Source organism: Nitrospina sp. P1_D6 (genome assembly GCF_052156615.1).
GTDB lineage: Bacteria > Nitrospinota > Nitrospinia > Nitrospinales > Nitrospinaceae > Nitrospina.
This window is the reverse complement of sequence record NZ_JBQKUN010000005.1, coordinates 242,559-267,574: the sequence shown is the minus strand read 5'-3', so window position 1 is coordinate 267,574 and position 25,016 is coordinate 242,559. Positions and strand designations below refer to the sequence as shown.

Here is a 25,016-nt window from a genome sequence, read left to right as displayed (position 1 = left end):
TGCCTCGCTGTGGTTGGAATGAATATTGAGGTCCCGGTATTGAAATTGGGATGCCCCGCTGCCCGGTGGGGATTCGCCCGGACTTCTAAAATTTAACGATGGTCGCCCCGTCGCCGCCTTCGTGGCGCTCGCCGGGGGTGAATTCCTGGCCGATGCCGCTTGTCGCCAGGTAGTCGCGCACCATCGTTTTGATCTTGCCCATGCCGTGGCCGTGGATCACCGTCACCTTCGGCAGTTTGTTGACCACCGCCTGACTCAGGAACAACTCCAGCGCATCCTGCGCTTCCTCCACGCGCATCCCGCGCAAATCCAGGGTACCACGCGGATGCGACTGCGACTCGGTTTGGATTTTCACGGTTTCCGTTTTCTGGTTTTTGCCCGCGGAGGGAGTGCGACGAATATGGCCTTTCAGCCGTTTGGTTTCGACAACCGTAACGAGGTTGCCGAGGCGCACGCGCACGCGGTCTTTCTGTTCAGGGTTTTCGAGGAGCACGCCGCAGGCATTGTAATCCTCGACCAGGATCTCATCCCCTTCCTTCAATTTGTCGGGCGGCACATCCCAGCCGTTGCGATCCGGACCGGTCTCTGACAAGGGTGTGTGACCCAGTTGCCGTAGTTGTTTTTCCGCTTTACGCAGTTTCGGCAGGTCGCGGCTTTGCCGCACGCCATCGATCAGGTGGCGGATTTCGCGTTTGGCTTCGCGCACGTAGGTCTGGATGCGCTTCGCCTTGGTCCGGGTGTAGTCTTTCTCCTGAGACCGCAGGGCATCGGTCAACTGCTGTTGCTCGCGTTTGAGGGCTTCGATGGCTTGCCTGTCACGGGCGATGGAATCCTTTTCGTTTTCCAGATCGAGTTTCTGCCGGTTGAGGTCCTGCAGGAGCGCTTCGGCGCGGCGGTCTTTTTCCGCGTAAATGCGCCGGGCGTGTTCGATGGTTTTCAGCGGCAGTCCCAGCCGTTGCGCCGTCTCCAGGGCCGCGCTGTCGCCGGGCACGCCGAAAACGAGGCGGTAGGTCGGTGCCATTTTATCGAGGTCGAACTCCATGCAGGCGTTCAGGAATCCCTCCTGCGTCTGAGCCAGTGTTTTGAGTGCGAGGAAATGCGTGGACACCATCGTTGTGAAGTTGCGCGCTTTCATTTCAAGCAGGATCGCCTCCGCCAGGGCCGCGCCTTCCTGCGGATCCGTGGCGATGCCCAGTTCGTCAAGCAGGATGAGCGCACCCGCTGCCGCCCGCTCCAGAATGTGGATGATTTTTTTGATGTGGCCGGAGAAGGTGGACAGGCTGAGCTCGATGTTCTGCTCGTCGCCGATGTCGGCGTACACTTCGGGAAAAAAGCGCATCTCGGAGCGGGGCCCGACAGGCAGGAACAGGCCGCACCTCGCCATCAGCGCCATCAACCCCACGGTTTTGAGGGTCACCGTTTTGCCGCCGGTGTTGGGCCCGGAGATGATGACAATGCGCGTGTCCGGGTTCCATTTGATATCGTTGGCCACCACTTTTGTGCCGTTCAGCACCAGTTCCGGATTGCGTGCGTGGTGCAGGGTGAGGGGGCCGTCCTCATGGAATGTATAGGGACGTGCATCCATCTTCCGGGCCAGTCGTGCGCGGGCGTGGATGCCATCCAGAGCCACCAGCTGCTGTTGGTTGCACATCAGCACGTCGGCGTGTTCTTTTATCTGAAGCGCAAGCGATTCCAGGATGCGCTGGCGTTCGCGTTGCACCGCGAGGCGTGCGAGCTTCACCTGGTTGTTGAGCGCCACCGCCTGCGTCGGTTCCATGAACACCGTCTGGCCGCTGGCGGAACTGTCGTGCACGATGCCCTGCAGCCGGCTTTTCGCATCGGCGCGCACCGGCAGAACCAGCCGCCCGTCGCGTTCGGTGTAGTAGGCGTCCTGCAAAATGTCCTTGTAGGAACCCGACATCAGCTTGCTCATGGTCGATTCCAGGTTGTCGCGGGCGCGCGCCGCATCGCGCACCGCCTGCTTCAACTCCGGCGACGCGTCGTCCTTGATTTCGCCGTCGTCGTCGATGCACCGTTCGATTTCGCGGATCAGTTCCGGTACCGGTTCCAGTTGTGAGGCGTAAGGAGCGAGGTGCGGGGCCGATTCACGTTTGCCGAGGTAGCGCTTGAGATCGCGCACCAGCCGCAGCGATTCGGCAATGTGCAGGCAATCGCCCGCTTCGACCAGCAGGCGTTCACGGACGGAGGTGAGGGCGGGATCGAGATCGGAAAACACGCGAAGCGGAATCGATTCCACCTCGTCGAACAGTGCGACCATTTCCGAGGTTTCTTGAAGACGCGTGTGCGCTGCTTCGAAATCTCCGGCGGGGGATTCACTTTCCAGTAAAGAGCGGGTGAGGGAAGACATCGCCTGTTCGGCGAGGGCGCGTTGAATCCATCCCCAACCCAGCAGGGTCATCGACTGGTTCAGCGTGATGTCAGGCGATGGGACGTCCTTGGGGTTCATGGCACGGAGGCAAACTGGACTTTTTCTTCCAGGTTGATGGTGATGCGGGCGTCATAAAGCAATTCCGGGTCCCAACGTCGTTTGAAACCCGAGAGCAGCACTTCCAGGTCCGGTTCCACCTTCTCATGGAAGCTCACCCGCTGGGGGCCTGTGACGAACTTTCCGTTTTGTTCGCTCAACTCCTGGAAGGTAACCAGAAATTTTTTGTCGAAGTCCACCTGGTCCGCATTCAGATACACTTCATGTTCAAGCAGGTTCTTGGCCACGATTTCGAACAGGTTCGGTTCTTTGTGTACCGCGAGCAGGGTGGTGATCTTGCCGTCGCGGATGTTCATATTTTCTTTTTCAGGTCCCGGCAGTTGCAGGGCAGCCATCTGCAAGCCACGCGTCACTTGTGCCCAGTGTATGTTGTCGAGGTGATTTTCCTCGCGCACCATTCGCAGGATGTGGGGATGCGGATCGCGTCTGGTTTTTTTCAACCATTCCACCAAAGGCGGGACCTCGGAGTCGGGCAGAAAATGCCCCCCGTGGGCCATTCCCTGTTCCCGGTGCTCGCGGTATTCAATTGTGTATTGGAGATCATTCAGGATTTTCCGGATGCGTCGGCTGTACTGGATCGGGAAAATCGGGTCGTGCACGCCCTGGATGCTGTAGATCGGCGTGTTCTTGAGGTTCACCAGAAAATGAAGGTAGCGGTCGGTGATGGCCCCGGCGATGGGCACGATTCCCGCGAAGTGGTCCGGATAGAACATGCCCGTCATGTATGCGCCGATGGCGCCGTTGGACAGACCCGCCAGAAACACGCGGTTGTGGTCCACGGGATACTGCCGCTTGACCGACTGAATGAGGTCCATCACCATCTCTTCCGCACGCAGGGACCACCATGCACCGGCCGGGTAGCTGGGGCAGAGAATGATGAAATCTTCGTCCTTAAGGCGCGGCAACCAACTCTTGACGGTGCGGTCGCCACTGCCACCCATACCGTGGAGGATGACGATCATGGGATAGTCCCGCCCCGCCTCCAGTTCCGGTGCGTACAACGCGTACGGGTAAGTCTGGTCGCCATTGGAGTATTCCAGATCCGTGTGCAGGCCAGGGGTTCCGCCGGTGCCCCGTCCGACCTGTTTCAGGTATTGCTTGACCGCATTGTGAGGCGTGTTCTGCTTGTTCAGGCGGGCCAGTGCCTCCTGCTCGACCTGGGGGTCATTGGTGGACAGGTAGAGATCCACGTCGCCTTCCAAATCGTAAGGCGGTGGAGCCGCCATTTTCGGCGCTTCCGGCTGCGGCAGGCAAGCCACCAGGACGGCGGTCAGTAGTATTCCGCAAATGGCATTTTTCATACTCTGATCTTGACACAAACCGAGCCCGCAAGTAAAGACTGGGGACATCTCCTGGTTTAGAAAAAAGTGTTGATTTTAAACGCAAAGCTTCATAACATTTGAAAAGTGACTGGAGTCCAACCCGTTCATCAACACGCTCTCTTGCCTGATCTTATGACTGCCACCGCAACCACCCCATCCCAAACCACAACGATAAAGCCCGGCACCGTGGTGCTCGGCGAAGGCCGGTTTTCCGGCGGCGATGCATACCGCGCCCTGTTCCGCATTAGAAAAGGGGGCTTCGAATACCTGGGCCAGGTGAATGTGCACCTGGGCGAGGAAGGGGTGCGCCTCGAAATGTTCAACGCCAACTACCTCCAGTTGTTTGACGCTGAACCGGAGGCGGTGATCTCTACTTTGGAGCGGATTGTGCTCAACCAGCTTCTGGGACGCGATGCACTCAACGACCGCTTTCGGGATGTGATCCATTCACGACTGGAAGAATCCATCCTGCAACCGCTGCAACCTCAATCTCCGGTTGAGGAGGAAGCCGACCCGCGCGATCTGCAGGGCATTTTTGACCGCCTGAATGCCGAGTATTTTGAGGGCAAGGTAGAAGCAACGATCGAATGGTCCAAGGAAACCAAGGCCGCCAACCGGCGCTCGGTGAAATTCGGGTCTTACGATTCCAGGAAGAAACTCATCCGCATCCATCCGCGGCTCAGGCAGGAATTTGTTCCCCTCCCCGTGCTGGAATTGACCGTTTTTCATGAGATGTGCCATCAGGCCGTTCCGCCGGTGCGCCAGAAAGGGCAGTGGAAAACCCACCACAAGGAATTCAAGGCCCGCGAAAAACAGTACAAGCACTACAAAGAAGCGATGCAGTGGGAAAAGAAGCACTGGGCCAAACTGCTCGCTCCCTCCTCCGAAGAATAATTTCTTCTTGATTTCAGTTTAATCACCTCAGGCCCGGTCCTTGTCCGGCGAGCCGGTGGGTTCGGTGTTGGCAGGTTCCGGCGACGTGGGCAGATTGATAATGAACGTCGTGCCCTTGCCGACTTGGGATTTGACATCAATGTGGCCGCCGTATTTTTCCACCACGCGATGCACAATGTTGAGACCCAGGCCCGTTCCCGACCCCTGTTCCTTGGTGGTAAAAAACGGATCGAAAATCCGCGTCAGGTGCTCTTCCGCGATTCCGGGTCCCGTATCGCGGATGGACACCGTGACGGTTCCATTCTGCTGGAACGTTTTGATGGTCAACGTCCCTTTGCCCTCCATGGCCTGCACCGCGTTGCGAACAATATTCAGGAACACCTGTTGCAGCTCTTCCGGTTTTGCTTTGACCTTTGGCAAATTCCCATAATGTTTTTCAAGCGCGATATCGTCTGAGTACGAGTCCAGCAGTGCGATGTCCAGCGCCGCATCGATGCGCTCATTGATGTTGACGGTCTGGTCCGAATCCTGTTCATTGGTGCGGGCGTAACCGGACATGTTCAAAATGACGTTTGCCATATGGCGGGACCGGTCCAGAACTTTCTGGGCATAGGCCTTGATTTTCGGCTCGGTGGCCTGGTCCACAATGGCTTCGGTGTAGCCCATGATGGAATAAAGGGGATTGTTCATCTCGTGTGCGATGCCCGCGGTCAGTGTGCCGAGCCCGGACAGTTTGTCCGCCTTGGTCAACTGGTCCAGAAGTTTTTTCTCTTCTGTGATGTTTTTCATGATGAGGCCGATCCGCCTCCCTTCCATTTGCTTGAATTTCATATCGAAAAACTGGTACGCGAAAAACAGTTCACCCAGTTTGATGGTCGGTTGCCAGTCTTTCGTATGCGGCGTGGTGGGTGCCAGCGGGTCCTTGGCGCGATAACTTTCGCTTTGCAGGTGGTGCAGTTTGGGAGGCTGGCCCGTACTGTAGTTTTTAAGCTCCATTGCGAGGAACGCCCATTCCTGATGTTGTTTTACTGGAACTTCCTGCAGGAGTTTGCCAAAGTAACTTTGCCGGAGAAGGCCGGTGATTTTTTCAAACGCCGGGTTTGCGTACTCAATGCGCAGGCTGGCATCGAAGATGAGAATCGATTCCGGCACACTCATCAAAATGCTTTCGGTGTACTCCCGCAGGTAAATCACTTCCCGGCTTTTTTCTTCAACCTGTTGCTCGAGCCCGGTGAACGTTTTACGCAACAACGCGTTCATGATATTGATCTCTTCCGCGAGCAGTTCGATTTCATCACCGGTTTTTATCTGGAGGGGTTTCACGGATTCCCCGCGCCCGATGGACTCCGCGGTTTTCTGAAGCTCGCGAATGGGTTGCACAATCCGGTTTGCGGCCAGCGACCCCATCACTGCGATGAGGAGAATGGAGACGAATCCCGCCGCGGCCATCCAGCCGAGAAGTTTCCGCGTAGGTGCAAACAACTCTTCCGAAGACTGCCATGCAAACGTGTACAGTCGTGGCCCCTGGGTCCCGGCAATGATCTTGTTTGTGGAAGCAAGAGGCGAAAAGCCGATGATGGACAGACGGTGACTTCCGTGGCCATCACTCTGAGTTTCCACCCAGTTGGCTTCCGGCCCCGTGACATGTTTCACCAGCTCAGGCTCGCTCAACCGGTGTCCCGTGGGCAGGATGGGGCAGTCCAGCACGACCCCGTTGGAGTTGATGAGCATCACGTGACCGGTCTCCCCGAACAGGATGTTTTCAATCGACGGCGAGAAAAAACGTTTGCTGGAATAAAGGCGGTGCAGGACACCCATGCGGGTCTGGTCACGGGTCCGAATCGGTACCGCGATTTCAAAAAGGTACGTGTTCAACTTGGTATCGAAATGCAAACGCCCGAAAGCTTCCGGGAGTCCCTTTTCCATGACACCAACCCATGTTGCGCGCGAACTGTTATCGCGTTCGGGGTAGTCATTGATGGTGGCCACCAGGTTGCCCGAGGCGTCGGTGACAAACAAAGCCTTGGTGGATTCCACCGCGCTGAGATCATCACGCAAAAAGTTGCTGAGTACGCGGCTCGCTCCATTTCCCTGGATTTCCTGATAGGTGGGGGGCAGGGGGGGGATGCTCTTTAGTGTGTCCTCGGATTCCGTGACCGAGCGGTTGTGTTCCTTGACATTGATGATGAGGGTGGGATGGGAGGCCCAGTGCCGCATCTTTTGAAATTCGTCTTTGATCAATAAATCGATCTTGGTGGATGTTTCATAGGCCAGTGCCTTGAAACTGGCACCGATGACCTGCGTCAGCGACTCGTTTCCCTGAAAGAACGACCACGCCATGGCCAGGACCAAAGGAATGGTACCCACTCCTATGACCATGCCGACCAGCCTGTTTTTCAGCCCGGAACGGACGCGGACGCGCTGTTTGGGTAATGGAGTACCGGCAATGTTCATAACCTGGTCGGGAAGCGACAGGCAAAACACGCCTGCCGTGGGGAAACCGGGACCTCCACCCGGAACGCATTGTTTCTTAACCCGAATTTGTTAATCCGGGCGGGCACCCTACCTTGTAGTCAATATAGGACCGGACTTCTCAAATTTCATCGGTTTCCCTAAAAAAAGTGGCCGGAATCCCACCCCGGCCCTATGTTTACTACTAATGAGTCGAAGGCCGAAAGGGGGAACCGCCCGGCCGTTATTTTTCCCCGCCTTTTCGGGCGGTGAGAGAGACTGATTTTAAAATTCCTATTGGAGGGACACATGGTTACCGGAAAAATTTTGGTCATTGATGACGAGCAGGATGTCCGGGATGTCATTCGTCTGCAACTGGAACAGCACGGGTTGCACGTGTTGGAAGCGGAAAACGGAGAGGAGGCCATCAAGGTCCTTCATTCTGAAAACAACCTGGTCAACATCGGGGTCATTTTGTGCGACATTCGAATGCCCAAGATCAACGGCATCGAAGCGATCGACTATCTCAAGAAAAACGCCCCGGGAATTCCGATCGTGGTGATCACCGGTTACCCGGATACGGAACTGGCCGTTGGTTTGATGAAGAAGGGAGTCAAGGACTACCTGGTGAAACCGGTAGAAAAAGAGAAGCTGTTCAAGGTGGTGGATCAACTCATCGCCGCCGGCAAGGATTTCGATTTTTGATAAGTTCCCATCCATTCAAGGTAAAAAAGGCTTTGCTTCCGTCCGGTTGCAAAGCCTTTTTTTTTCGACTACATTGCAGGCGGCATGCACAAGCCGTTTGACGGCAACCCCTCATCTTTCACTTTGTAGATCCCGTTTGAATGACCTCCCTTGATGAAAACATTGCAGTGGTTCGCCAGCGCATCTGCGAAGCCGCATTGCGTGCGGGACGAGACCCGGAGTCGGTGCGCCTGGTTGCCGTCAGCAAAACCGTGCCGATGGAACGGATCCGTGCGGCGAGACAGGCCGGTGCGGACGTGTTTGGCGAAAACAAGGTGCAGGAAGCGATGGAAAAAATCGAGACACTTGGTTCCAAAGACTTCCACTGGCATTTCATCGGACATTTACAGAAAAATAAAGTAAAGTATGTGGTCGGGCATTTCGACCTGGTGCATTCGGTGGACAGCACCGCATTGGCGGATAAACTGGACACGGAAAGCCAAAAGCAGGGGGTGGTCACGAACGTCCTCATCCAGGTCAATGTCTCCGGTGAAGCATCGAAGTTCGGCATCGATCCGGGGAACCTGGAAGACCTTTTGCGCCGGGCCGGTGCCCTTTCCGGCATCGCGGTGAAGGGATTGATGACCATCCCGCCCTACACGCCGGATGCAGAAGAGGTGCGCAAGCACTTTGCGAGTCTGCGCACTCTTCGCGACCGCATGCGCGAATGCAAATTCCCCGGCATCTCGCTGGAGGAGTTATCGATGGGTATGTCCCACGATTACGAAATCGCTGTTGAAGAAGGCGCCACCTGGGTGCGTGTGGGAACGGCGCTTTTCGGCGAACGCTCCGGTTGAGCTGGGTTGGTGATTTTCCCGAATAAATGGAGTGAATTGCAGTGCTGACCAACAAACGAATTGGATTCATCGGCGGTGGCAACATGGCGGAAGCCATGATCAAGGGGCTTTTGTCCGCGTCGTTCATCGAGGCCAAAAGCCTGATGGCATCGGACATGGTGGGAGAACGCCTGGAGTTTTTGAAGCGCGAGTTTAAAATCAAAACCACCACGGACAACCAGGAACTTGTGCAGAAAAATGACATCATCATCCTTGCTGTTAAACCGCAGGCGGTGAAGTCGGTGTGTGCCGGTATTCATGAGCAGATCGATGAGAAAAAACTGGTGATCTCCATTGCCGCGGGCGTTCCCATCCACGCCATCGAGTCCCTCTTGAATCCCGAAGCGGACAAGAAAGTCGGCGTGGTCCGCACCATGCCCAACACCCCGGCCCTCGTTCAGGCAGGGGTGACGGCGCTCTCGGCAAGCGACCACGTGAGCAAGAGCGACCTCAAGGTCGCACACCGTATTTTTGAAGCGATCGGCCGCACGGTGGACGTCCCCGAGGCCCAGCTGGACGCGGTCACCGGGTTGAGTGGAAGCGGCCCGGCGTACATTTTCATGATCATCGAGGCATTGTCGGATGCGGGAGTGAAGATGGGCCTGTCGCGCGATGTGTCGAACGCGCTCACCCTGCAGACGGTCCTCGGTTCCGCCAAGCTGGCGCAGGAAAGCGGGCGTCATCCGGGAGAGCTGAAGGACATGGTGTGCTCCCCCGGCGGCACCACGATTTCCGGTTTGCACTGGCTGGAAAAAGGAGGGCTCCGCACCACGCTCATCAATGCCGTCGAAGCGGCGACGCAACGTTCCATCGAGCTTGGTCGAAACGCGGAAAATAACCAGAATGGAAACGATTCTCAATAGCAGTCCCGCCCCCGGAAACCCCCGCCCCGCCATGGTATTTCGCACTTCAAGGCATTGACAGAAAGTCGGAGCGACATGATATTAATTATGGAAGGAGGCCAAGCCCCCTCCCATACAACCGGCGGTTCGGCTGGAAGAAGACCCGAGCAACTGGGTGGAAAGACAAAGAAGGAATCGCGACCGGTTGTATGCCAACCGGGGTAGGCAAAAATGAAGAAACAGGGTTGGCCTACCCCGCGGCGGCGAGAGGTCTTTCAGGAACAAGATGAAAATCCTGAAAGGCTTTTTTATTTAGCGCGGTATTTCTGCACCTCGCCCCAGCCCGCAAGTCCCAGCCCGAGGAACATCAGCCACACCGGGTGCAGGACTTTCTCCGGATCCTTGAACATCAGGATGAGCATGATGATCACCGCCGACATGGCGAGGATGATGCCCCAGTACATCTTCTCCTGTCCCTTGACGAACAGGTCCGGATTCTTCAGCTGCTTTCTCACCTCCGGACGCAATTCAAAATGAAACATGGCGGGGGATCTCCTTAGCGCAGGACCTGATTCAGGCTTCCGGAGCGGAAACCCAGTATGTCGACGGTGACGAACTGAAATCCGATTTCCCGGAATTTGGATTCGATGATCCGCGCCTGTTCCGGGTCCAGGAGCATCGGCAGGTCGTCCTGTGGCGCCTCGATGCGTGCGATGTCGCCGTGATGCCGAACGCGCACCTGCCTGAGACCCATGGCGAGCAGAACGTCTTCCGCCCGCTCGATCATCGACAGTTTTTCCGTCGTCACTTCCTGTCCGTAGGGCACCCGGGAAGCGAGGCAGGCCATTGCCGGTTTGTCCCAGGTGGGCAGGCCCAGCTCCTGCGACAGGTCGCGTACGTCCTGTTTGGTCATTCCGGAGTCGGCCAGGGGGCTCAGCACCTTTGCCTCGTCTGCGGCCACCAGCCCGGGACGATGGTCGCCCAGGTCGTCGCTGTTGGTGCCGTTCAGGATGTAGGGCAGGCCGCGCTCGGACGCGATGCGTTTCAGATGATCGTACAGCTCCGTCTTGCAGAAATAACAGCGGTTGGCCGGGTTGGCGGTGTAATCGGGATTGTGGATTTCCCCTGTATCGACAATCAGGTGCCGGGCGCCGATGTGCCGGGCGAGTTTTTTCGATGCTTCCAGTTCCCGTTCCGGCACGCTGGGTGAGCGGCCGGTGACGGCAAGCACACGTTCTCCCAGAGCAGCATGGGCTATCGCCAGCACCAGCGTGCTGTCGACCCCGCCGGAAAACGCCACAATCGCGCCAGGAAGCGCCGCGATCTGCGCCTGCATTCGTTTGTGTTTGTCGTGTAAGGTCATGGCCGGTTGGTCCGTGCGCTCAAAACAGCGCCATTACTGGTTACAACTTACCATGTCCCCGGAATAAAAAAAAGATCCGGGAGCAGGGGGGAGGCTCCCGGATCATCAGAAGGAGGTAAAACCAGATTGAAGTTAGCTGCTGACTCTCATTGTATAAAGTCCACGGAAATCTTGAAAGAAACGGCAAGAACGGGTTTCATGCGGCAGGAAAGGTGCACGAAAACCCTAATTGGGTAGGGTTATTCAAGTAAAGGATATGTTTCAGGAAACGGACGCAGGCCACCCTATTGGGTTACAGTTTGTTGTGTAGAAACTGCAGCGATTCCGATAGAAGAGGGGTTGCGCTGTAACTGGTAAATAAAGTGTGCGATCAGCCGCCGATGGCGTGCATGGCCCGGGCGGGGCGTTCGAAGTCGTCCAGGTTGATCTTGTGGCCCGGTTCCTTGGTGACCAGCGCGGCGCGGATGCGTTGCTCGATGTCCTGGTCCGTGGCCGCGCTGTCCCGCACCAGTTCCTTCAGGTTGTGCTCGTTGGTGGAGAACAGGCAGGTACGCAGTTTGCCGTCGGCGGTCATGCGGATGCGGTTGCAGTAATCGCAGAACGGGTTGCTGACCGCGGTGATGATGCCGATCTTGCCCTTGCCATCGGCGAACTCGTATTCGCTCGCCGGGCCGATTTCCAGCGAATCCTGGATCGGCGTGATTTCAAATTTCTTGCTGATGAGGTCGATGATCTCGTGACCGAACAGCACCTTGTCGCGTTCCCAGATGTGGTCGGCGTCGAGGGGCATGAACTCGATGAAGCGGATCTCGAATCCGTCGGAGCGGCCGAGTTCCACCAGTTTCAGGATTTCCGGCTCCGAGAAATTGCGGATGGCGACCGCGTTGACCTTGATCGGGAAGCCCGCTTCGCGTGCGGCGTCGATGCCTTCCATCACCTGTTCCAGGCAGTCGCGGCGGTTGACGTGGGTGAACTTGTCCTTGTCCAGCGCGTCGAGACTGATGTTCAGCCGGTGCAGTCCCGCTTCCCTGAGCGCCTTCGCATGTTGCTTCAGGAAAAACGCATTGGTGGTCATGGCGATGTCTTCAATGCCCGGCACGGCCCTCAACATGCGTACCAGTTCCGGCAGGTCCTTGCGCAGAAGCGGTTCGCCGCCGGTGAGGCGCAGGCGGAAGATGCCCATTTTGGACACCACACCGACGATGCGGGTGATCTCCTCAAACGAGAGCAGGTGGGAGCGGTCCATGAACTCGACGTTGTCCGCAGGCATGCAGTACGTACAGCGGAAGTTGCAACGGTCGGTGACGGAAATGCGCAGGTTGACGATGCGGCGGCCCATGCCGTCAATCAGAATAGGGCGTTCCTGGCTCTCGGAGATGGACATCGGACTTCCTCTCACGTCGGTGTGACACCCGGGTTTTCCGGCAGTTTGCCATACTCCGGGCAAGTTCGCCCACACTCTTGCAGGTGGGGGTTTATTTGGTAGAATTATACCCTTTTTGAAAAAGCGATGTACACCCCAAATGCTTTTCCCGGCAGGGGGTCGGAAGATTCCGGAAAGAGCATAAAACGAGCCCATCGCCCCACCCCGGCGAAGGCGGGGAAAAATAGCTTTTGAGGGAGAGGGGAGGCGCTGAACGCCCTGTGTGCCCGCATGCTCCGGAAATGCCGAAAAATCCTTAAAAATATGGAGATTTCGGGCTTTTGGAAGGAACCTGAAAGACGCCTTTGCATCTAATCATTAAGGGGATGGGTCTGCCTGCTCAAGATTGTCCTGATTTTCCCAGGCGTTTGATATACAATAGGGCCCATCTGACAGAGGCATGAAAACGGGATTGCCCGACTGTGGGAAACCCCTTGTAAACGTTTCAAACACAAAGATTTATAATGTCTGTCGCTGAAGAGAAATTCTCCACCAAATTCGAGGAAGCCGCGAGCAAGCCGAAGCACCGCGGAGCCTTCTACCAGGAAGATGCCACGGAAAAGGGAATGGCATTGGTTGAGGCCAAATTCAAGGATATGAAGCTGTACTGGCTGGTCGACGTGGTCGAGGGCCGGGTTTACAGCGCCAAGTTCTTCGCCTACGGCGGCAAGGTGTCCGTAGGCATCTGCGAGCAGCTGTGCTCCATGGTCAAGGGACTCACCATCGACGAGGCCTGTTCCCTGCTGGGAGCGGACGTCGAACGTGCGCTCCGCGACGATCCGGAGGAACCGGCGGTGCCGGAGTCCAAAAAGACCGCGTTCGGCAACGTGCCGGAACTGCTCAAGATCATCAAGGAAAAGTATCCGGAAGCGCAGGCGGTGGCACAGGCCACGGCGTCCATCAGAGACAGCGGCGCCGGCAAACCGAAAAGCACCCGCGAGCTGACCATGCAGGAGCAGGCATGGCTGGACTTGGATGAAGCCGACCAGATCAAGCAGGTCGAACTGGTTCTGGACGAGAAAGTCCGCCCGGCGCTGATGTCCGATGGCGGCAACATCCAGGTATTGGAAGTGGTTGACGGCGAGCGGGTTCTCGTCCAGTATCAGGGGGCCTGCGGCAGTTGCGGCTCTTCGCTGGGGGCGACGTTGTCGTTCATTGAACGGACCCTGCGTCAGGATGTGTACAGCGACCTGCAGGTCGTCCCCAACATGTAATGAATTTTTAGAATCCGTCTCTTAAGGAGTTGGAATATATGGCTAAGGAAACCGCCCGGAATGTAACGGACGTCGATGAGGTCCTGGAGAACCGGGGTGAATACAAATATGGCTGGCGTACGCTGATCGAATCCGAGACCTTCCCCAAGGGATTGAACGAGGATGTCATCCGTGCCATTTCGAAGAAAAAGGAAGAGCCGGAGTTCATGCTGGATTTCCGTCTCAAGGCCTACAAGAAATGGCTGGAAATGAAGGAACCGAAATGGCCGAACGTGCACTATCCGCCGATCGACTACCAGGCCGTGTCCTACTACTCGGCGCCGAAGCCGAAGGAAAAGCTCGACAGCCTGGACGAGGTCGATCCGGAAATCCTGCGCACGTTCGAAAAGCTGGGCATTCCGCTGGAAGAGCAGAAGCGGCTGTCCAACGTGGCCGTGGACGCGGTGTTCGACAGCGTCAGCGTCGCCACCACGCACAAGAAAAAGCTGATGGAGGTGGGTATCATCTTCTGCTCCATCTCCGAGGCACTGCAGGAATACCCGGAACTGGTCGAGGAATACCTGGGCACGGTTGTGCCGGTGGGTGACAACTATTTCGCCGCGCTCAACAGCGCCGTGTTCACGGACGGTTCGTTCGTGTTCATTCCGCCGGACACCATCAGCCCGATGGAACTGTCCACCTACTTCCGTATCAACACGGAAGAGACGGGGCAGTTCGAGCGCACGCTCATCATCTGCTCGGACAACAGCTACGTATCTTATCTGGAAGGTTGCACCGCACCGCAGTTTGACACCAATCAGCTGCACGCGGCGGTGGTCGAGCTCGTGGCTCTGGACAACGCCGAGATCAAGTACAGCACCGTGCAGAACTGGTATGCCGGCGACCCGGAAACGGGCAAGGGCGGCATCTACAACTTCGTCACCAAGCGCGGCAAGTGCCAGGGTAAGAAATCCAAAATCTCCTGGACGCAGGTGGAAACCGGTTCCGCCATCACCTGGAAGTACCCGAGTTGCATCCTGCTGGGCGACGACTCGCAGGGCGAATTCTACTCTGTGGCCCTGACCAACGGCCACATGCAGGCCGACACGGGCACCAAGATGATCCACATCGGCAAGAACACCCGGTCGAGCATCATCTCCAAGGGCATCTCCGCGGATCATTCCAGCAACAGCTACCGCGGTCTGGTGAAAGTGAACAAGGGCGCCACCAACGCGCGCAACTACACGCAGTGCGACAGCATGCTGGTGGGCGACAAGTGCAGTGCGCACACGTTCCCGTACATTGAAACCGGCAACAGCTCCGTGCAGGTGGAACACGAAGCGTCCACTTCGAAGATCAGCGAGGAGCAGTTGTTCTATTTCGAACAGCGCGGCATTTCCCGCGAGAACGCCATCTCGGCGCTGATCAACGGCTTCTGCAAGGAAGTCTTCAAACAGCTTCCCATGGAATTCGCCGTCGAGGCGGAAAAGCTCCTGGCCCTGAAGCTGGAAGACAGCGTCGGCTGAGTCCCATCATTCGGAAACACCGGCCAGCCAGGCAGGGCCCCGCGGCTCGATGCCTGGCTGGTCTGTTTTGAAAATCAGAGAGGAACAGGTTAATGCTAGAGATCAATGATCTGCACGCCGGATTCGAAGGCGTCGAAATCGTCAAGGGTGTGTCCCTGACGGTGAACAAAGGGGAGGTTCACGCCATCATGGGCCCCAACGGGTCGGGCAAAAGCACGCTGTCGAAGGTGCTGGCCGGGCACCCGGCTTACCAGGTGACGGCAGGCACGGTGAAGTTTGAAGGCAAGGACCTTCTGGACATGGACCCGGAACAGCGTGCGCTGGAAGGCATCTTTCTGGGTTTTCAGTACCCGGTGGAGATTCCAGGCGTCAACAATGCGGAGTTCCTGCGCATGGCCTACAATGCCAAGCGCGTTCACAGCGGTGAAGAGGAACTCGATCCGCTGGACTTCGACGACCTGCTGATTGAAAAGATGAAACTGGTATCCATGGACCCGCGCTACAAGGACCGCGCTCTCAACGACGGGTTCTCCGGCGGTGAGAAAAAGAAAAACGAGATCCTGCAGATGGCGGTGCTTCAACCGAAACTGGGCTTGCTGGACGAAACCGATTCCGGTCTGGACATCGACGCGTTGAAGGCCGTAGCCAGCGGCATCAACAAGCTCGCCACCAAGGACAACGCGCTGATCCTGATCACCCATTACCAGCGCCTGTTGAACTACATTGAACCCGATTTCGTGCACGTGTTCTCTCACGGCAAAATCGTCAAGTCCGGTGGAAAAGATCTGGCGCTTGAGGTCGAGAGCCAGGGTTACGACTGGGTCGCCACCGCCGCGAAGTGAGGAGAGGGTATGTCCACGACTTTAGATGTGATCAGTGAAAGTGAGCAGGCGGTCCTCGACCTGCACAAGGAATTTCTGAAAGACGCTGTCCCAACCCTGCAACCACTCAACGAAGCGGGCATCCGGCGTTTCGAGGCGGTCAAGTTTCCCCACCGCAAGCACGAGATGTACACCTTCGTCAACACGCACGACCTCACCGAAACTCGGTTTCAACTGACCGGTCACGCGGCCGCCGATGCGAAGGCGGTGGAGGCGGCGGTGTATCCGTCCTGCCGGGACCGGGTGATTGTGTTCGTCAATGGTGTGTACGACGAGAAACTGTCCAATACATCGGGACTGGAAGAGGAGGTGACGCTCACGCCGCTCGTCCAGGCCATTCAGGATGCGGCCGTTCAGGAATACCTGCTGGCGACGGCGGAAGAGGAAAACGATGTGTTCGCCGCGCTCAACAGCGGTTTCGTGAAAGACGGCCTCGTCGTGACCGTAGCGGAAAAGGCGGTGATCGAAAAGCCGCTGCAGGTCCTTTACATGTCCACCGGTACGGCCAACGGATCGGCGGCAAGTCACCCGCGCCTTCTGGTGAAACTGCAACCGCGCGCCGAGTTCAAACTGGCGGCGAAGTTCATCGGGCAGGGAGCCGGGTATTTCGTCAACGCGGTGCAGGATTTTCTGGTGGACCCGGACGCGGGGCTGACTTACTGGCAGGTCCAGCAGGACAACCCCGGTGCGTGGCACATGTCCAAAACGCGCGTGCAGTTGCACCGCAACAGCCGTTTCGTGTGTACCAACGGATCGTCGGGCAGCCGTCTCGCCCGCCACCATTACGAAGTCCGTCTGAAAGACGAAGGCGCGGAACTCAACATGCACGGCATTTGCGTTCTCGAAAACGAGGAACAGGCGCACAATTTCGTGCGCGTTCATCACGAGGCCCCGCACTGCACCAGCAACCAGTTTTTCCGCAACGTCATCAACAACAAGGCGCGCGCCAGTTTCGACGGCACCGTGATTGTCGACAAGGGCGCGCAGTTGACCAACTCCGACCAGTTGATCAACAACCTCATGTTGTCGGACGACGGCAAGGCGGACGCCAAACCGAACCTGATGATTTTCGCCGACGATGTGAAATGCACTCACGGCGCGACGGTCGGGCAGATCGACGAGGATCAGTTGTTCTACCTGAAGACGCGCGGCCTGTCCGCGGCGGTGGGCAAGTCCATTCTGACCAAGAGCTTCGTCACAAGCATCATCGATGCGGTTCCGTTTGAGGACGTGGTTCGGGATTTCAATCAATACCTGCTTAAGAAACTGGAGGCCGAAAATGTCTGACTCCGGCACCGTGACGTCCCCCAAACCGGTTTTGGATGTCGATAAAGTCCGCAAAGACTTTCCCGTTCTCTCGCAACAGGTGCACGGCAAACCGCTGGTTTACCTGGACAATGCCGCCACCACGCAGAAACCGTGGGCGGTCATCGAACGGGTGCACAAGTTCGATTCGGAAGAATACGGTACGGTGCGCCGCGGCGCATACAAGATGAGCGAGGGCTCGACGCGCATGTACGAGGAAGCGCGGCAGAAGGTGGCGGATTTGCTGGGCACGCCCGACCGCAACGAGATCATCTTCACCAGCGGCACCACGCAGTCGGTCAACCTGGTGGCGCAGAGCTACGGTCGCAAATTCCTCAACGAAGGCGACGAGGTCATCATCTCCCAGATCGAGCACCACGCCAACATCGTGCCGTGGCAGATGATCACCGAGGAGAAAGGCGCGAAGCTCAAGATCATCCCGTGCAACGACAAGGGCGAACTCCTCATGGAGGAGTACGAGAAACTGCTGAGCCCGAAAACGAAGGTCGTCGCGGTCAACCACGTGTCGAACGCGCTGGGTACGATCAACCCGATCAAGGAAATCATCGATCTCGGGCACAAGGCGGGGGCGGTGGTGTTGATCGACGGGGCGCAGAGCACGCCGCACATGAGCCTCAACGTGCGCGAACTCGACTGCGACTTCTATACTTTTTCTGGCCACAAGATGTACGGGCCGACCGGCATCGGTGGTGTGTACGGCAAGATGGACGTCCTCAAAAGCATGCCGCCTTATGTGACCGGAGGAGACATGATCCGGCAGGTGACGTTCGAGAAGACCACGTTCAACGAGCCGCCGTCGCGTTTCGAGGCGGGCACGCCGCCCATCAGCCAGGCCATCGGCCTCGCCGCCGCCATCGAGTACATGCAGGCCGTGGGCATCGACAAGATCGCCGAATACGAACACCAGCTTCTGGAGTACGGCACGCGCCTTTTGGAGAACATCGACGGGCTGCGCATCATCGGCACCGCGGAGAACAAGGCGAGCATCCTGTCGTTTTACCACGATCTAGTTCATCCGCATGACATGGTGACGCTGGTGGATCAGGACGGCATCGCCGTGCGCGGCGGCCACCATTGCGCCCAGCCGACCATGCAGAGGTTCAAGGTTCCGGCCACGACACGCGCCTCGGTTTCGTTCTATAATAAATTCGAGGAACTCGACGTTCTGGCTGAAAGCATTCGCAAGGCAATCAAGGTATTCTCCTGATCAGGCACCCGATAAAAAGGTGTCAGGCCGAATGCGCCCGGGAGCCCGCCTCTTGAAGTCGGACAGGCGACCGCTGGTTTTGAAAACAAATTGAAGGTAACTTGGGATGTCTTACAGTAACGAGTTGTACCAACAGGTGATTCTGGATCATAACAAAAAGCCCCGCAACTTCCGGGAAATCGATAACGCCACGCACCAGTGCCACGGATTCAACCCGCTGTGCGGCGACGACTACACAGTGTACCTCAACGTCGATGACAAGGGGATCATTCAGGACATCAGTTTCATGGGATCGGGATGCGCCATCTCCAAGGCCAGTTCCTCCCTCATGACCCACAACCTGAAGGGCAAAACGGTGGACGAAGCCAAGGTCATGTTTGACGAGTTTCACCGCATGGTGCTGGGGGAGTTCGACCCCGAAGAAAACAAAGACAACCACCTGGGCAAGCTGTCGCTGTTCAAAGGCATCCGCGAATTTCCCTCGCGCATCAAGTGTGCCAGCCTGTCCTGGCATTCCATGGTGGGGGCGCTGGATAAAAACAGCGACGTCACCACCGAGTAGAACCGGGAGCAACCCGGCCTGGCTCTCTCCTAAGCAAGTCTGGAGGTGAACGATGCCAACCCTCACCCTGACCGACCTCGATTCCCGGACCCGACCGGGCGATCTGTTCCATCCCCTCGACGACGGCAAACTCATCTGCACCGCCTGCGGGCACCGTTGCACCCTGAAGCCCGGCCAGCGCGGCGTGTGCAAGATCCGTTACAACCTGGACGGACAACTCCTCGTTCCCTTCGCCTACACGGCGGGGGTGCAGAACGACCCCATCGAAAAAAAACCGTTTTTCCACGCGCTCCCCGGCACCAATGTGCTCAGCTTCGGCATGCTGGGGTGCGATTTCCGGTGCGCCTACTGCCAGAACTGGTTCACCAGCCAGACGCTCCGCGACGATCGTGCGACACAGAATTACCGACCGACGACTCCGCGAGAAATCTGCGATCTGGCCATCCGTCACGGCTCCAAAACCATCGTCTCCACCTACAACGAACCGTTGATCACGAGCGAATGGGCGGTCGATGTATTCAGGGAAGCGCGGTCGCGGGGCCTTGTGACCGGGTATGTTTCCAACGGCCATGGCACCCCGGAGGTTCTGGAGTACGTAAGGCCCTGGCTCGATCTGTTCAAGATCGACCTCAAGTGCTTCGACGAAAAAAAATACAAACTGTTGGGCGGAAACTTTCAGGAAGTGCTGGACACCATCCGTCAGGTGCACGAGATGGGATTCTGGCTGGAGATCGTGACGCTGGTCATTCCCGGTTACAACGACAGCGATGAAGAACTGAACGGCATTGCCGAGTTTCTCGCCGACGTCTCTCTGGATATTCCCTGGCATGTGACCGCCTTTCACCCTGACTACAAGATGGGCGATACCGGGGCCACCCCGGTTGTGACGCTGGATCGCGCCCGCCACATCGGCCTTTCCAAGGGACTCCGGTTCGTTTACAGCGGGAACCGTCCGGGAGAGGTGGGCGATTCGGAAAACACGTTTTGCCCGGGGTGCAGGTCCACGCTCATAGAGCGGCGCGGGTTTCGGGTGATTTGCAATCGGCTCGGGGAGCAGGGGGCGTGTCCCGATTGCGGAGAGAAAATTCCGGGCAGGTGGACGCTGGCGGCTTGAAGAAAACCGCTCCGTGGCCGTCAGTTGACGGGGTCGCGCTCGATTTCAAACAGGAAGGTTGAGCCTTTGCCCTGCTCGGTTTCAAACCAGATGCGCCCGCGGTGCAGGTCTTCGATGATCTCGCGGCAGGAAAGCAGCCCGAACCCGTTGCCATCCGGTTTGGATGTGTATACGTCCTTGAACAGAACCTCCTGTATCTCACTGCTGATGCCGTCGCCAAAATCCTGTATGCCCACCTGAACCCGGTGGCCTTTATCATTCAGGTGAACGTGAATTTCGCCTTCCGGCTCGGTGGCGTACCCGGCGTTGATCAACAGGTTCTGGATCACACGTTTGATGTCCAGGTAATTGAACCGGGCGAAGTGCTCCGTCCCATTGTTCTGAAACACAACCGTTTTTCCTTTCAGGTGCTTGTGCAGGCTGATCTCTTCCACGGTGTCGTGCAGCAGTTTGGTGAGATCATAATCGGACTTGGTGTGTTCCACGGTCTTGCTTTTGATGCGTGAAAGACCTTGTTCGACCATGGTCAGCAGATCGCATTTAACGGAAGAGATGGTGTCGTGGCACTTCTGGGCGGTGTCCCACCCCTGCCGGGGCCGATGTTCCTGATTGGTGCCTCGCAGGTTGCCCAGCAGTTCGTAGGCCCAGAACTCCGCATAGCCCAGGGGAGTCAGGCAGTTCTTGAGGTCGTGGGTGAAATGGCGCAATGACAGGATGTCCTGCTCCAGCGCGCCCAGCAGGCCCCGGATGTGCGTTGACAGGATCTGCAACATCTCCCACAGCGCCTGTGGATTGCTGCCCACGGTTTGCCGGAACAATTCCTCCTCAACCTCCAGCAGCAGGCTTTCCTGGCAAGCATGTGCGTTTGCGGACCGTGGTTTGAAGTCGATGAGGGCCATCTCTCCCAGAAGATCCCCGCTTTGCAGCCGGGTAATAAGTTTGCCGCCCCGGGTCACCTCGATTTCTCCGCTCATGATGACAAAAAGAGACTTGCTGGTGTCGCCTTCCTTGAGGAGCACATCTTCTTCCTTCAGGTGCCATTCCCGGCCTTCGCTCAGAAGCTTTTCCAGATTCGCCGTGTCGAGAAGGCCGAAAACCCTGGTTTGCTTCAACAACTGGAGCTTGACGGCCGGTGTTTGAAAAGAGGGATTTTGAGGCTGGATATCGGAACTCATATGGCAGTATCCTGTCGTGTGATGAATCGAGACTGGTACTATTTATCGTAAAGAAATTACATATCAGGTTCAATGCTTTATAACGTCTTATGGATCTTTGTGATTTGGAAACTTATTTAAAAATAATGGTTTGCGGAATACCCGCTACCGTCTGGGTTCGGAAGAAACATAAGATCCCGGAGTGTCTGGGGTCTGGTCAAATGCTTTGAAATTTAGGACAATATAGGCAGATTCCCGGGTCATTTCACACATTTGCGGAATCAGATATTATCAACCATTGCGAAAATTCTTTCTGGAATTTAAGCCAATCCGAGCGAGGAAATTGTTTTGCGAAATAAAAAACAAATAGGCAAAGCCCTGGGCCGTGTGCCCAGTGGATTGTTCATTGTGACTGCCTCACATGAGGATCGGGAAGATGCGGTGCTGACGAGCTGGGTCAATCAGTGCTCGTTTGAACCGCCTGCGGTGACCATTGTGCTTGGCACAACCCGGCCGGCACGTTTGCTGGTGGAGGCCTCAGGCGCATTCACCTTGAATATTCTTGGTAAAGAATCCAACAGCCTGCTCAAACATTTCTTTAAACCGCCCGCGGAAGGCGTTTCCATTTTTCAGGGACTCAATGTGTCCAAGGGACACAAGGGAATCAAGATTCTGGATGATTCCGTGGCTTATCTGGAATGCGAGGTTCGCGAACAACAAAGGTTCGGTGATCATATTCTTTATACTGGCGAGGTTGTTGGCGGCAAAACCTTGAAAGGTGGGGAACCCTATGTACACGTGCGCGATACGGGGTTCAGCTATTGAGAGGAAGGAGGTGGGCTATTCCAGCCCCAGCATTTGCTTGAAATCGGTACGTGTCCACAACCAGTAAAACAGGGTGACGACGAAAATGAGGGTCGCCACCGTGCCGATAATGGCAAAAACCAGGCGTTTGGGGTTTTCCTTGTAATAGTCCTTCACGTCCACGGCGAAGCTTTCCACCACGCCTTCGTCGGGACGCTTGCGCCAGGTCTTGTCAACGACATCCTTGCTGTAGATGATGCCGATGATGACGAGGATGATCAGGATTTCAATTGCGCCGATCATGGTTGTGCAGTTCCTTCCCCTGTTGCCGGGCTCAGAGTTTCGAGACCGGGTGCCGGGTCAAACGAAATGTGTTTCTTCGGAGTCTGGCTATCGGGGGTGGTGGCGCTCCAGGCGCAACGGAATCCGTAATCGTCTACCATGGCTGCGGGGTAGCTGTTGTTACGAAAGGAAGCGTATACGAACGACCGGAGGTCCCGCCAGGAGCCTCCTTTCAACACCTTGTATTCGCCGCCGATCTGACCCTTCGGGTTTGATTTGTGATTTTCCTCTTTATAATACTCCCGGTCATACCAGTCGTCCACCCATTCTTTCACGTTTCCAAGCATGTGAAATACCCCGTAAAAGCTCTTTCCTTCGGGCATGGAATCAACGGGAACCATCACACGGTGCCGGATGTTTTCGTTCCATTGCAGGTTGTAGCGGCTCTTCTGGGGTGAAATGGGATCGTTCCCCCACGGAAACAGGTTGCCGTTCGGACCCCGCGCCGCTTTTTCCCATTCCGCCTCAGTGGGCAGGCGCTGGTCCTTCCATTTGCAGTATGCCGCCGCACCGAACCAGCTTACGTTGTTGGCGGGGTAATCTTCCAGACCGCGCCGTGGAATGAAACTTCCTCCCTTTTGTTCGATCGTTCCAAATTTGTTGATTCCGAAAAGTCCTTTGGTCTCCGGCATGGCATTCAAAAATTCGGCGAATTCGGCTGCAGACACTTCATATTTGTCGATGTAATACGTGTCCAGGTAAACCTTGTGTTTCGGCGCTTCATCGTCGCCATGATGATCGTCGCCCATGATGAAAAATCCCTGCGGCACCTTCACCATGCCTGCGGGCACGACCTCACCAATATTTTCCAGCATGGTGCGGGCCTCATTGGCCAGTTCGCCCTTCGGGTTGGTCGAAAGGAAGTCCTTCAGGCGTGACTGGGCCTGCCGGGTCTGTCCGCCTTCGAAAAGAACCCAGCCGGCGAAAAAATCGATTTCCACCAGGCCCGGATACCCCTCGCGTGCTTCGTTGAGGTCGTCGATCATGCCCTCGACCGTCTTTTCGTCTTTCGCTTCGAGAGCTCTTCGGTACCACTGCTGCGCGGTTTTGAAGTCTTTCTTCAGGACATGGTAGAAACCGAGGTTCATGTGGGCCAGCGTGGTGAATGGAGAAGGTTTCGGGCTGGCGGTCAGTCCCCGTTGGGTCCACTCCACCGCCTTGTCCAACTCCCCTTTGCGGTAATGCACCCAGCCCATTTGCACGTAGGCCGGAAGGCTTTGCGGGACCCGCTCAAGGATGTACTCGTACTGAACGATGGCCTTGTCGAAGTCGTCCATCAGGTAATACGCCTCGCCCATGCGCTCGTTGATTTCCAGGCGTTCAGGAAACGTTCCCTGCATCCATTCGAATACTCCGAGTGCCAGTTGAGCCTCCCCCATTTCCAGCAGGATGTTGCCCATCTGCATGCGCACTTCAAACTGGCCGGGTTGCAGGCGGTCGAGCAATTTGGTGTGGAGCAGGGCGGCAATGTGATTTCCCGTTTGCACGTAAAGGCGCGAGAGCAGGTCGTGCACCGGTGGAAAACGCGGTTCCCGCTCCGCCACTTGTAAGAACGTTTCTATCGCTTCGTCGGTGCGGTCCGCCTGAGCGTACGCCACGCCCAGGTTGAACAGCGACGACAGGTTTTCCGGATCCGCTTCCAGGGCTTTTTTGTACTGGGCGATGGCGTCTTCCATACGGCCCATCTCGGAATAAACGTTGCCAAGATTGTTCAGCGCGTCGATGGACTCCGGATTGATCTCTGTGGACAGGCTCAGGTAGAACACCGCGGTGTCGGGGTGCTGGTTGCGGTAAAATGTGAGACCCACATTTGAAAAATACGCGCCCAGCGTTTGCCGGGCGTTGAGGTTGGTCAGAAAGTACGATGCGTTTTCCGCAACCTGAAAACGGTCGCGGTAAAAATCATCTCCAAACTGGGCACCATCCTGTGTCGCCTCGATGTTGGCGCGGTATTGGGCTGACTGGTACCGCACGAAAAAGTGATTCGGCAAAGGCACACCGTAGAGGGGCAGGTCCAGCCGCTGGCCGAGGATCAAATATAGCAAGGACAGGTTCATGCAGTAACCACGTTTCGTCTCCAAAAGGCCGTGCAGGAACAGCTCCGCAGGAACCGTCGGCATTCCCGCCGCATCCACGGAATCAGTGAACCGGTATCCTTCCTGCTTGTGGATGAGGCGGGTGAGCACTTCAACGGCTTTCTGCGGGGTCGGCTCTTCTCCCAGTTGTTGTTTTGCCTTGCCGGTGAGGTCGTCCAACTGCTTGCGCAGGCGATCGAGATCGAGCGCCGGCTGCCAGTGTTTGGAGACCAGCAACAGGGTTTCGGACAGGTCGATTTCGTCCGGAGGACGATTCACCGCTTTCCGGATCGTGTCTTCCGAGACAGGTGCGGCGGCGGTGTTCCAGGGAAGGCACAGGGTCAAAATGAAAAAGAAAACAAGGGTAAGACGAGCGGGACGGGAAATCATACGGTACCTGGCGACCTCTTTTAAGGTGAAAAGGCAGTTCGGAATTTTTCCTATTATATCA

General features: G+C 56.7%; 21 protein-coding genes. 12 read left to right on the top strand and 9 right to left on the bottom strand.

The genetic code is table 11. The features are described 5' to 3' along the window. Window positions 1-85: 85 nt before the first annotated feature. Together ACTRXA_RS10850 and ACTRXA_RS10845 are read right to left on the bottom strand one after the other, a co-directional pair. Complete coding sequence (locus tag ACTRXA_RS10850; protein ID WP_442427210.1) at window positions 86-2,467, bottom strand: endonuclease MutS2; 2,382 nt, start codon at window positions 2,465-2,467, stop codon at window positions 86-88. Further along, window positions 2,464-3,807: a hypothetical protein gene (locus ACTRXA_RS10845; protein ID WP_442427209.1), complete on the bottom strand. Its 1,344-nt coding sequence runs from the start codon at window positions 3,805-3,807 to the stop codon at window positions 2,464-2,466. Before ACTRXA_RS10845 ends, ACTRXA_RS10850 begins: the two co-directional genes overlap by 4 nt. 153 nt (window positions 3,808-3,960) lie before the next feature. Between ACTRXA_RS10845 and ACTRXA_RS10840 the strand changes: the two genes are divergently transcribed. Further along, a complete protein-coding gene (locus ACTRXA_RS10840; protein WP_442427208.1) occupies window positions 3,961-4,722 on the top strand; it encodes a SprT-like domain-containing protein in 762 nt (253 codons plus the stop codon). Between the two features lie 27 nt (window positions 4,723-4,749). On the opposite strand, the gene ACTRXA_RS10835 is transcribed toward ACTRXA_RS10840, so the two are convergent. Next, window positions 4,750-7,176 carry an ATP-binding protein gene (locus ACTRXA_RS10835; RefSeq protein WP_442427207.1) on the bottom strand — a complete coding sequence of 809 codons (2,427 nt, stop codon included), beginning with the start codon at window positions 7,174-7,176 and terminating at the stop codon, window positions 4,750-4,752. A 306-nt stretch (window positions 7,177-7,482) separates the two neighbouring features. Here ACTRXA_RS10835 and ACTRXA_RS10830 point away from each other — a divergent pair, with 306 nt between their 5' ends. The 3 genes from ACTRXA_RS10830 (at window position 7,483) to proC (ending at window position 9,616) form a co-directional block, all read left to right on the top strand. Further along, a complete protein-coding gene (locus ACTRXA_RS10830) occupies window positions 7,483-7,878 on the top strand; it encodes a response regulator (RefSeq protein WP_442427206.1) in 396 nt (131 codons plus the stop codon). 140 nt (window positions 7,879-8,018) lie between these two features. Continuing rightward, window positions 8,019-8,714: a YggS family pyridoxal phosphate-dependent enzyme gene (locus ACTRXA_RS10825; protein ID WP_442427205.1), complete on the top strand. Its 696-nt coding sequence runs from the start codon at window positions 8,019-8,021 to the stop codon at window positions 8,712-8,714. A gap of 35 nt (window positions 8,715-8,749) precedes the next feature. Continuing rightward, the gene (gene proC / locus ACTRXA_RS10820) at window positions 8,750-9,616 is read left to right on the top strand and encodes a pyrroline-5-carboxylate reductase (RefSeq protein WP_442427261.1); all 867 of its coding nucleotides are present in this window, start codon (window positions 8,750-8,752) and stop codon (window positions 9,614-9,616) included. Window positions 9,617-9,903: 287 nt separating this feature from the next. Here proC and ACTRXA_RS10815 read toward each other — a convergent pair whose 3' ends face one another. The 3 genes from ACTRXA_RS10815 to moaA form a co-directional block, all read right to left on the bottom strand. Then, window positions 9,904-10,137 (bottom strand): hypothetical protein, encoded by a 234-nt coding sequence (locus ACTRXA_RS10815; protein ID WP_442427204.1) that lies wholly within the window; start codon window positions 10,135-10,137, stop codon window positions 9,904-9,906. A gap of 14 nt (window positions 10,138-10,151) precedes the next feature. Further along, window positions 10,152-10,958: an ATP-dependent sacrificial sulfur transferase LarE gene (gene larE / locus ACTRXA_RS10810; RefSeq protein WP_442427203.1), complete on the bottom strand. Its 807-nt coding sequence runs from the start codon at window positions 10,956-10,958 to the stop codon at window positions 10,152-10,154. Between the two features lie 370 nt (window positions 10,959-11,328). Beyond that, window positions 11,329-12,342, bottom strand: a complete 1,014-nt coding sequence (gene moaA, locus ACTRXA_RS10805; RefSeq protein WP_442427202.1) for a GTP 3',8-cyclase MoaA — start codon at window positions 12,340-12,342, stop codon at window positions 11,329-11,331. A 503-nt stretch (window positions 12,343-12,845) separates the two neighbouring features. Here moaA and ACTRXA_RS10800 point away from each other — a divergent pair. The 7 genes from ACTRXA_RS10800 (at window position 12,846) to amrS (ending at window position 20,190) form a co-directional block, all read left to right on the top strand. Further along, window positions 12,846-13,595, top strand: a complete 750-nt coding sequence (locus tag ACTRXA_RS10800) for a NifU family protein (protein ID WP_442427201.1) — start codon at window positions 12,846-12,848, stop codon at window positions 13,593-13,595. A 38-nt stretch (window positions 13,596-13,633) separates the two neighbouring features. Further along, the gene (gene sufB, locus ACTRXA_RS10795) at window positions 13,634-15,100 is read left to right on the top strand and encodes a Fe-S cluster assembly protein SufB (RefSeq protein ID WP_442427200.1); all 1,467 of its coding nucleotides are present in this window, start codon (window positions 13,634-13,636) and stop codon (window positions 15,098-15,100) included. Window positions 15,101-15,192: 92 nt separating this feature from the next. Further along, window positions 15,193-15,942 (top strand): Fe-S cluster assembly ATPase SufC, encoded by a 750-nt coding sequence (gene sufC / locus ACTRXA_RS10790; protein ID WP_442427199.1) that lies wholly within the window; start codon window positions 15,193-15,195, stop codon window positions 15,940-15,942. A gap of 9 nt (window positions 15,943-15,951) precedes the next feature. Further along, complete coding sequence (gene sufD / locus ACTRXA_RS10785) at window positions 15,952-17,268, top strand: Fe-S cluster assembly protein SufD (protein WP_442427198.1); 1,317 nt, start codon at window positions 15,952-15,954, stop codon at window positions 17,266-17,268. Beyond that, the gene (locus tag ACTRXA_RS10780; protein ID WP_442427197.1) at window positions 17,261-18,514 is read left to right on the top strand and encodes a SufS family cysteine desulfurase; all 1,254 of its coding nucleotides are present in this window, start codon (window positions 17,261-17,263) and stop codon (window positions 18,512-18,514) included. Before sufD ends, ACTRXA_RS10780 begins: the two co-directional genes overlap by 8 nt. Window positions 18,515-18,620: 106 nt before the next feature. Then, window positions 18,621-19,076, top strand: a complete 456-nt coding sequence (gene sufU, locus ACTRXA_RS10775; protein WP_442427196.1) for a Fe-S cluster assembly sulfur transfer protein SufU — start codon at window positions 18,621-18,623, stop codon at window positions 19,074-19,076. 52 nt (window positions 19,077-19,128) lie between these two features. Then, window positions 19,129-20,190 carry an AmmeMemoRadiSam system radical SAM enzyme gene (gene amrS, locus ACTRXA_RS10770; RefSeq protein WP_442427195.1) on the top strand — a complete coding sequence of 354 codons (1,062 nt, stop codon included), beginning with the start codon at window positions 19,129-19,131 and terminating at the stop codon, window positions 20,188-20,190. A gap of 20 nt (window positions 20,191-20,210) precedes the next feature. On the opposite strand, the gene ACTRXA_RS10765 is transcribed toward amrS, so the two are convergent. Next, entirely contained in the window at window positions 20,211-21,365 is a 1,155-nt protein-coding gene (locus tag ACTRXA_RS10765; RefSeq protein WP_442427194.1) for an ATP-binding protein, read from the bottom strand. A 327-nt stretch (window positions 21,366-21,692) separates the two neighbouring features. On the opposite strand from ACTRXA_RS10765, the gene ACTRXA_RS10760 reads away from it, so the two are divergent. Further along, window positions 21,693-22,169 (top strand): flavin reductase family protein, encoded by a 477-nt coding sequence (locus ACTRXA_RS10760; RefSeq protein WP_442427193.1) that lies wholly within the window; start codon window positions 21,693-21,695, stop codon window positions 22,167-22,169. A gap of 15 nt (window positions 22,170-22,184) precedes the next feature. Here ACTRXA_RS10760 and ACTRXA_RS10755 read toward each other — a convergent pair whose 3' ends face one another. Both ACTRXA_RS10755 and ACTRXA_RS10750 read right to left on the bottom strand, forming a co-directional pair. Next, window positions 22,185-22,451 (bottom strand): hypothetical protein, encoded by a 267-nt coding sequence (locus ACTRXA_RS10755; protein ID WP_442427192.1) that lies wholly within the window; start codon window positions 22,449-22,451, stop codon window positions 22,185-22,187. Further along, window positions 22,448-24,955 carry an SUMF1/EgtB/PvdO family nonheme iron enzyme gene (locus tag ACTRXA_RS10750; RefSeq protein WP_442427191.1) on the bottom strand — a complete coding sequence of 836 codons (2,508 nt, stop codon included), beginning with the start codon at window positions 24,953-24,955 and terminating at the stop codon, window positions 22,448-22,450. The genes ACTRXA_RS10755 and ACTRXA_RS10750 overlap by 4 nt, the downstream gene beginning before the upstream one ends. Window positions 24,956-25,016 lie beyond the last annotated feature (61 nt).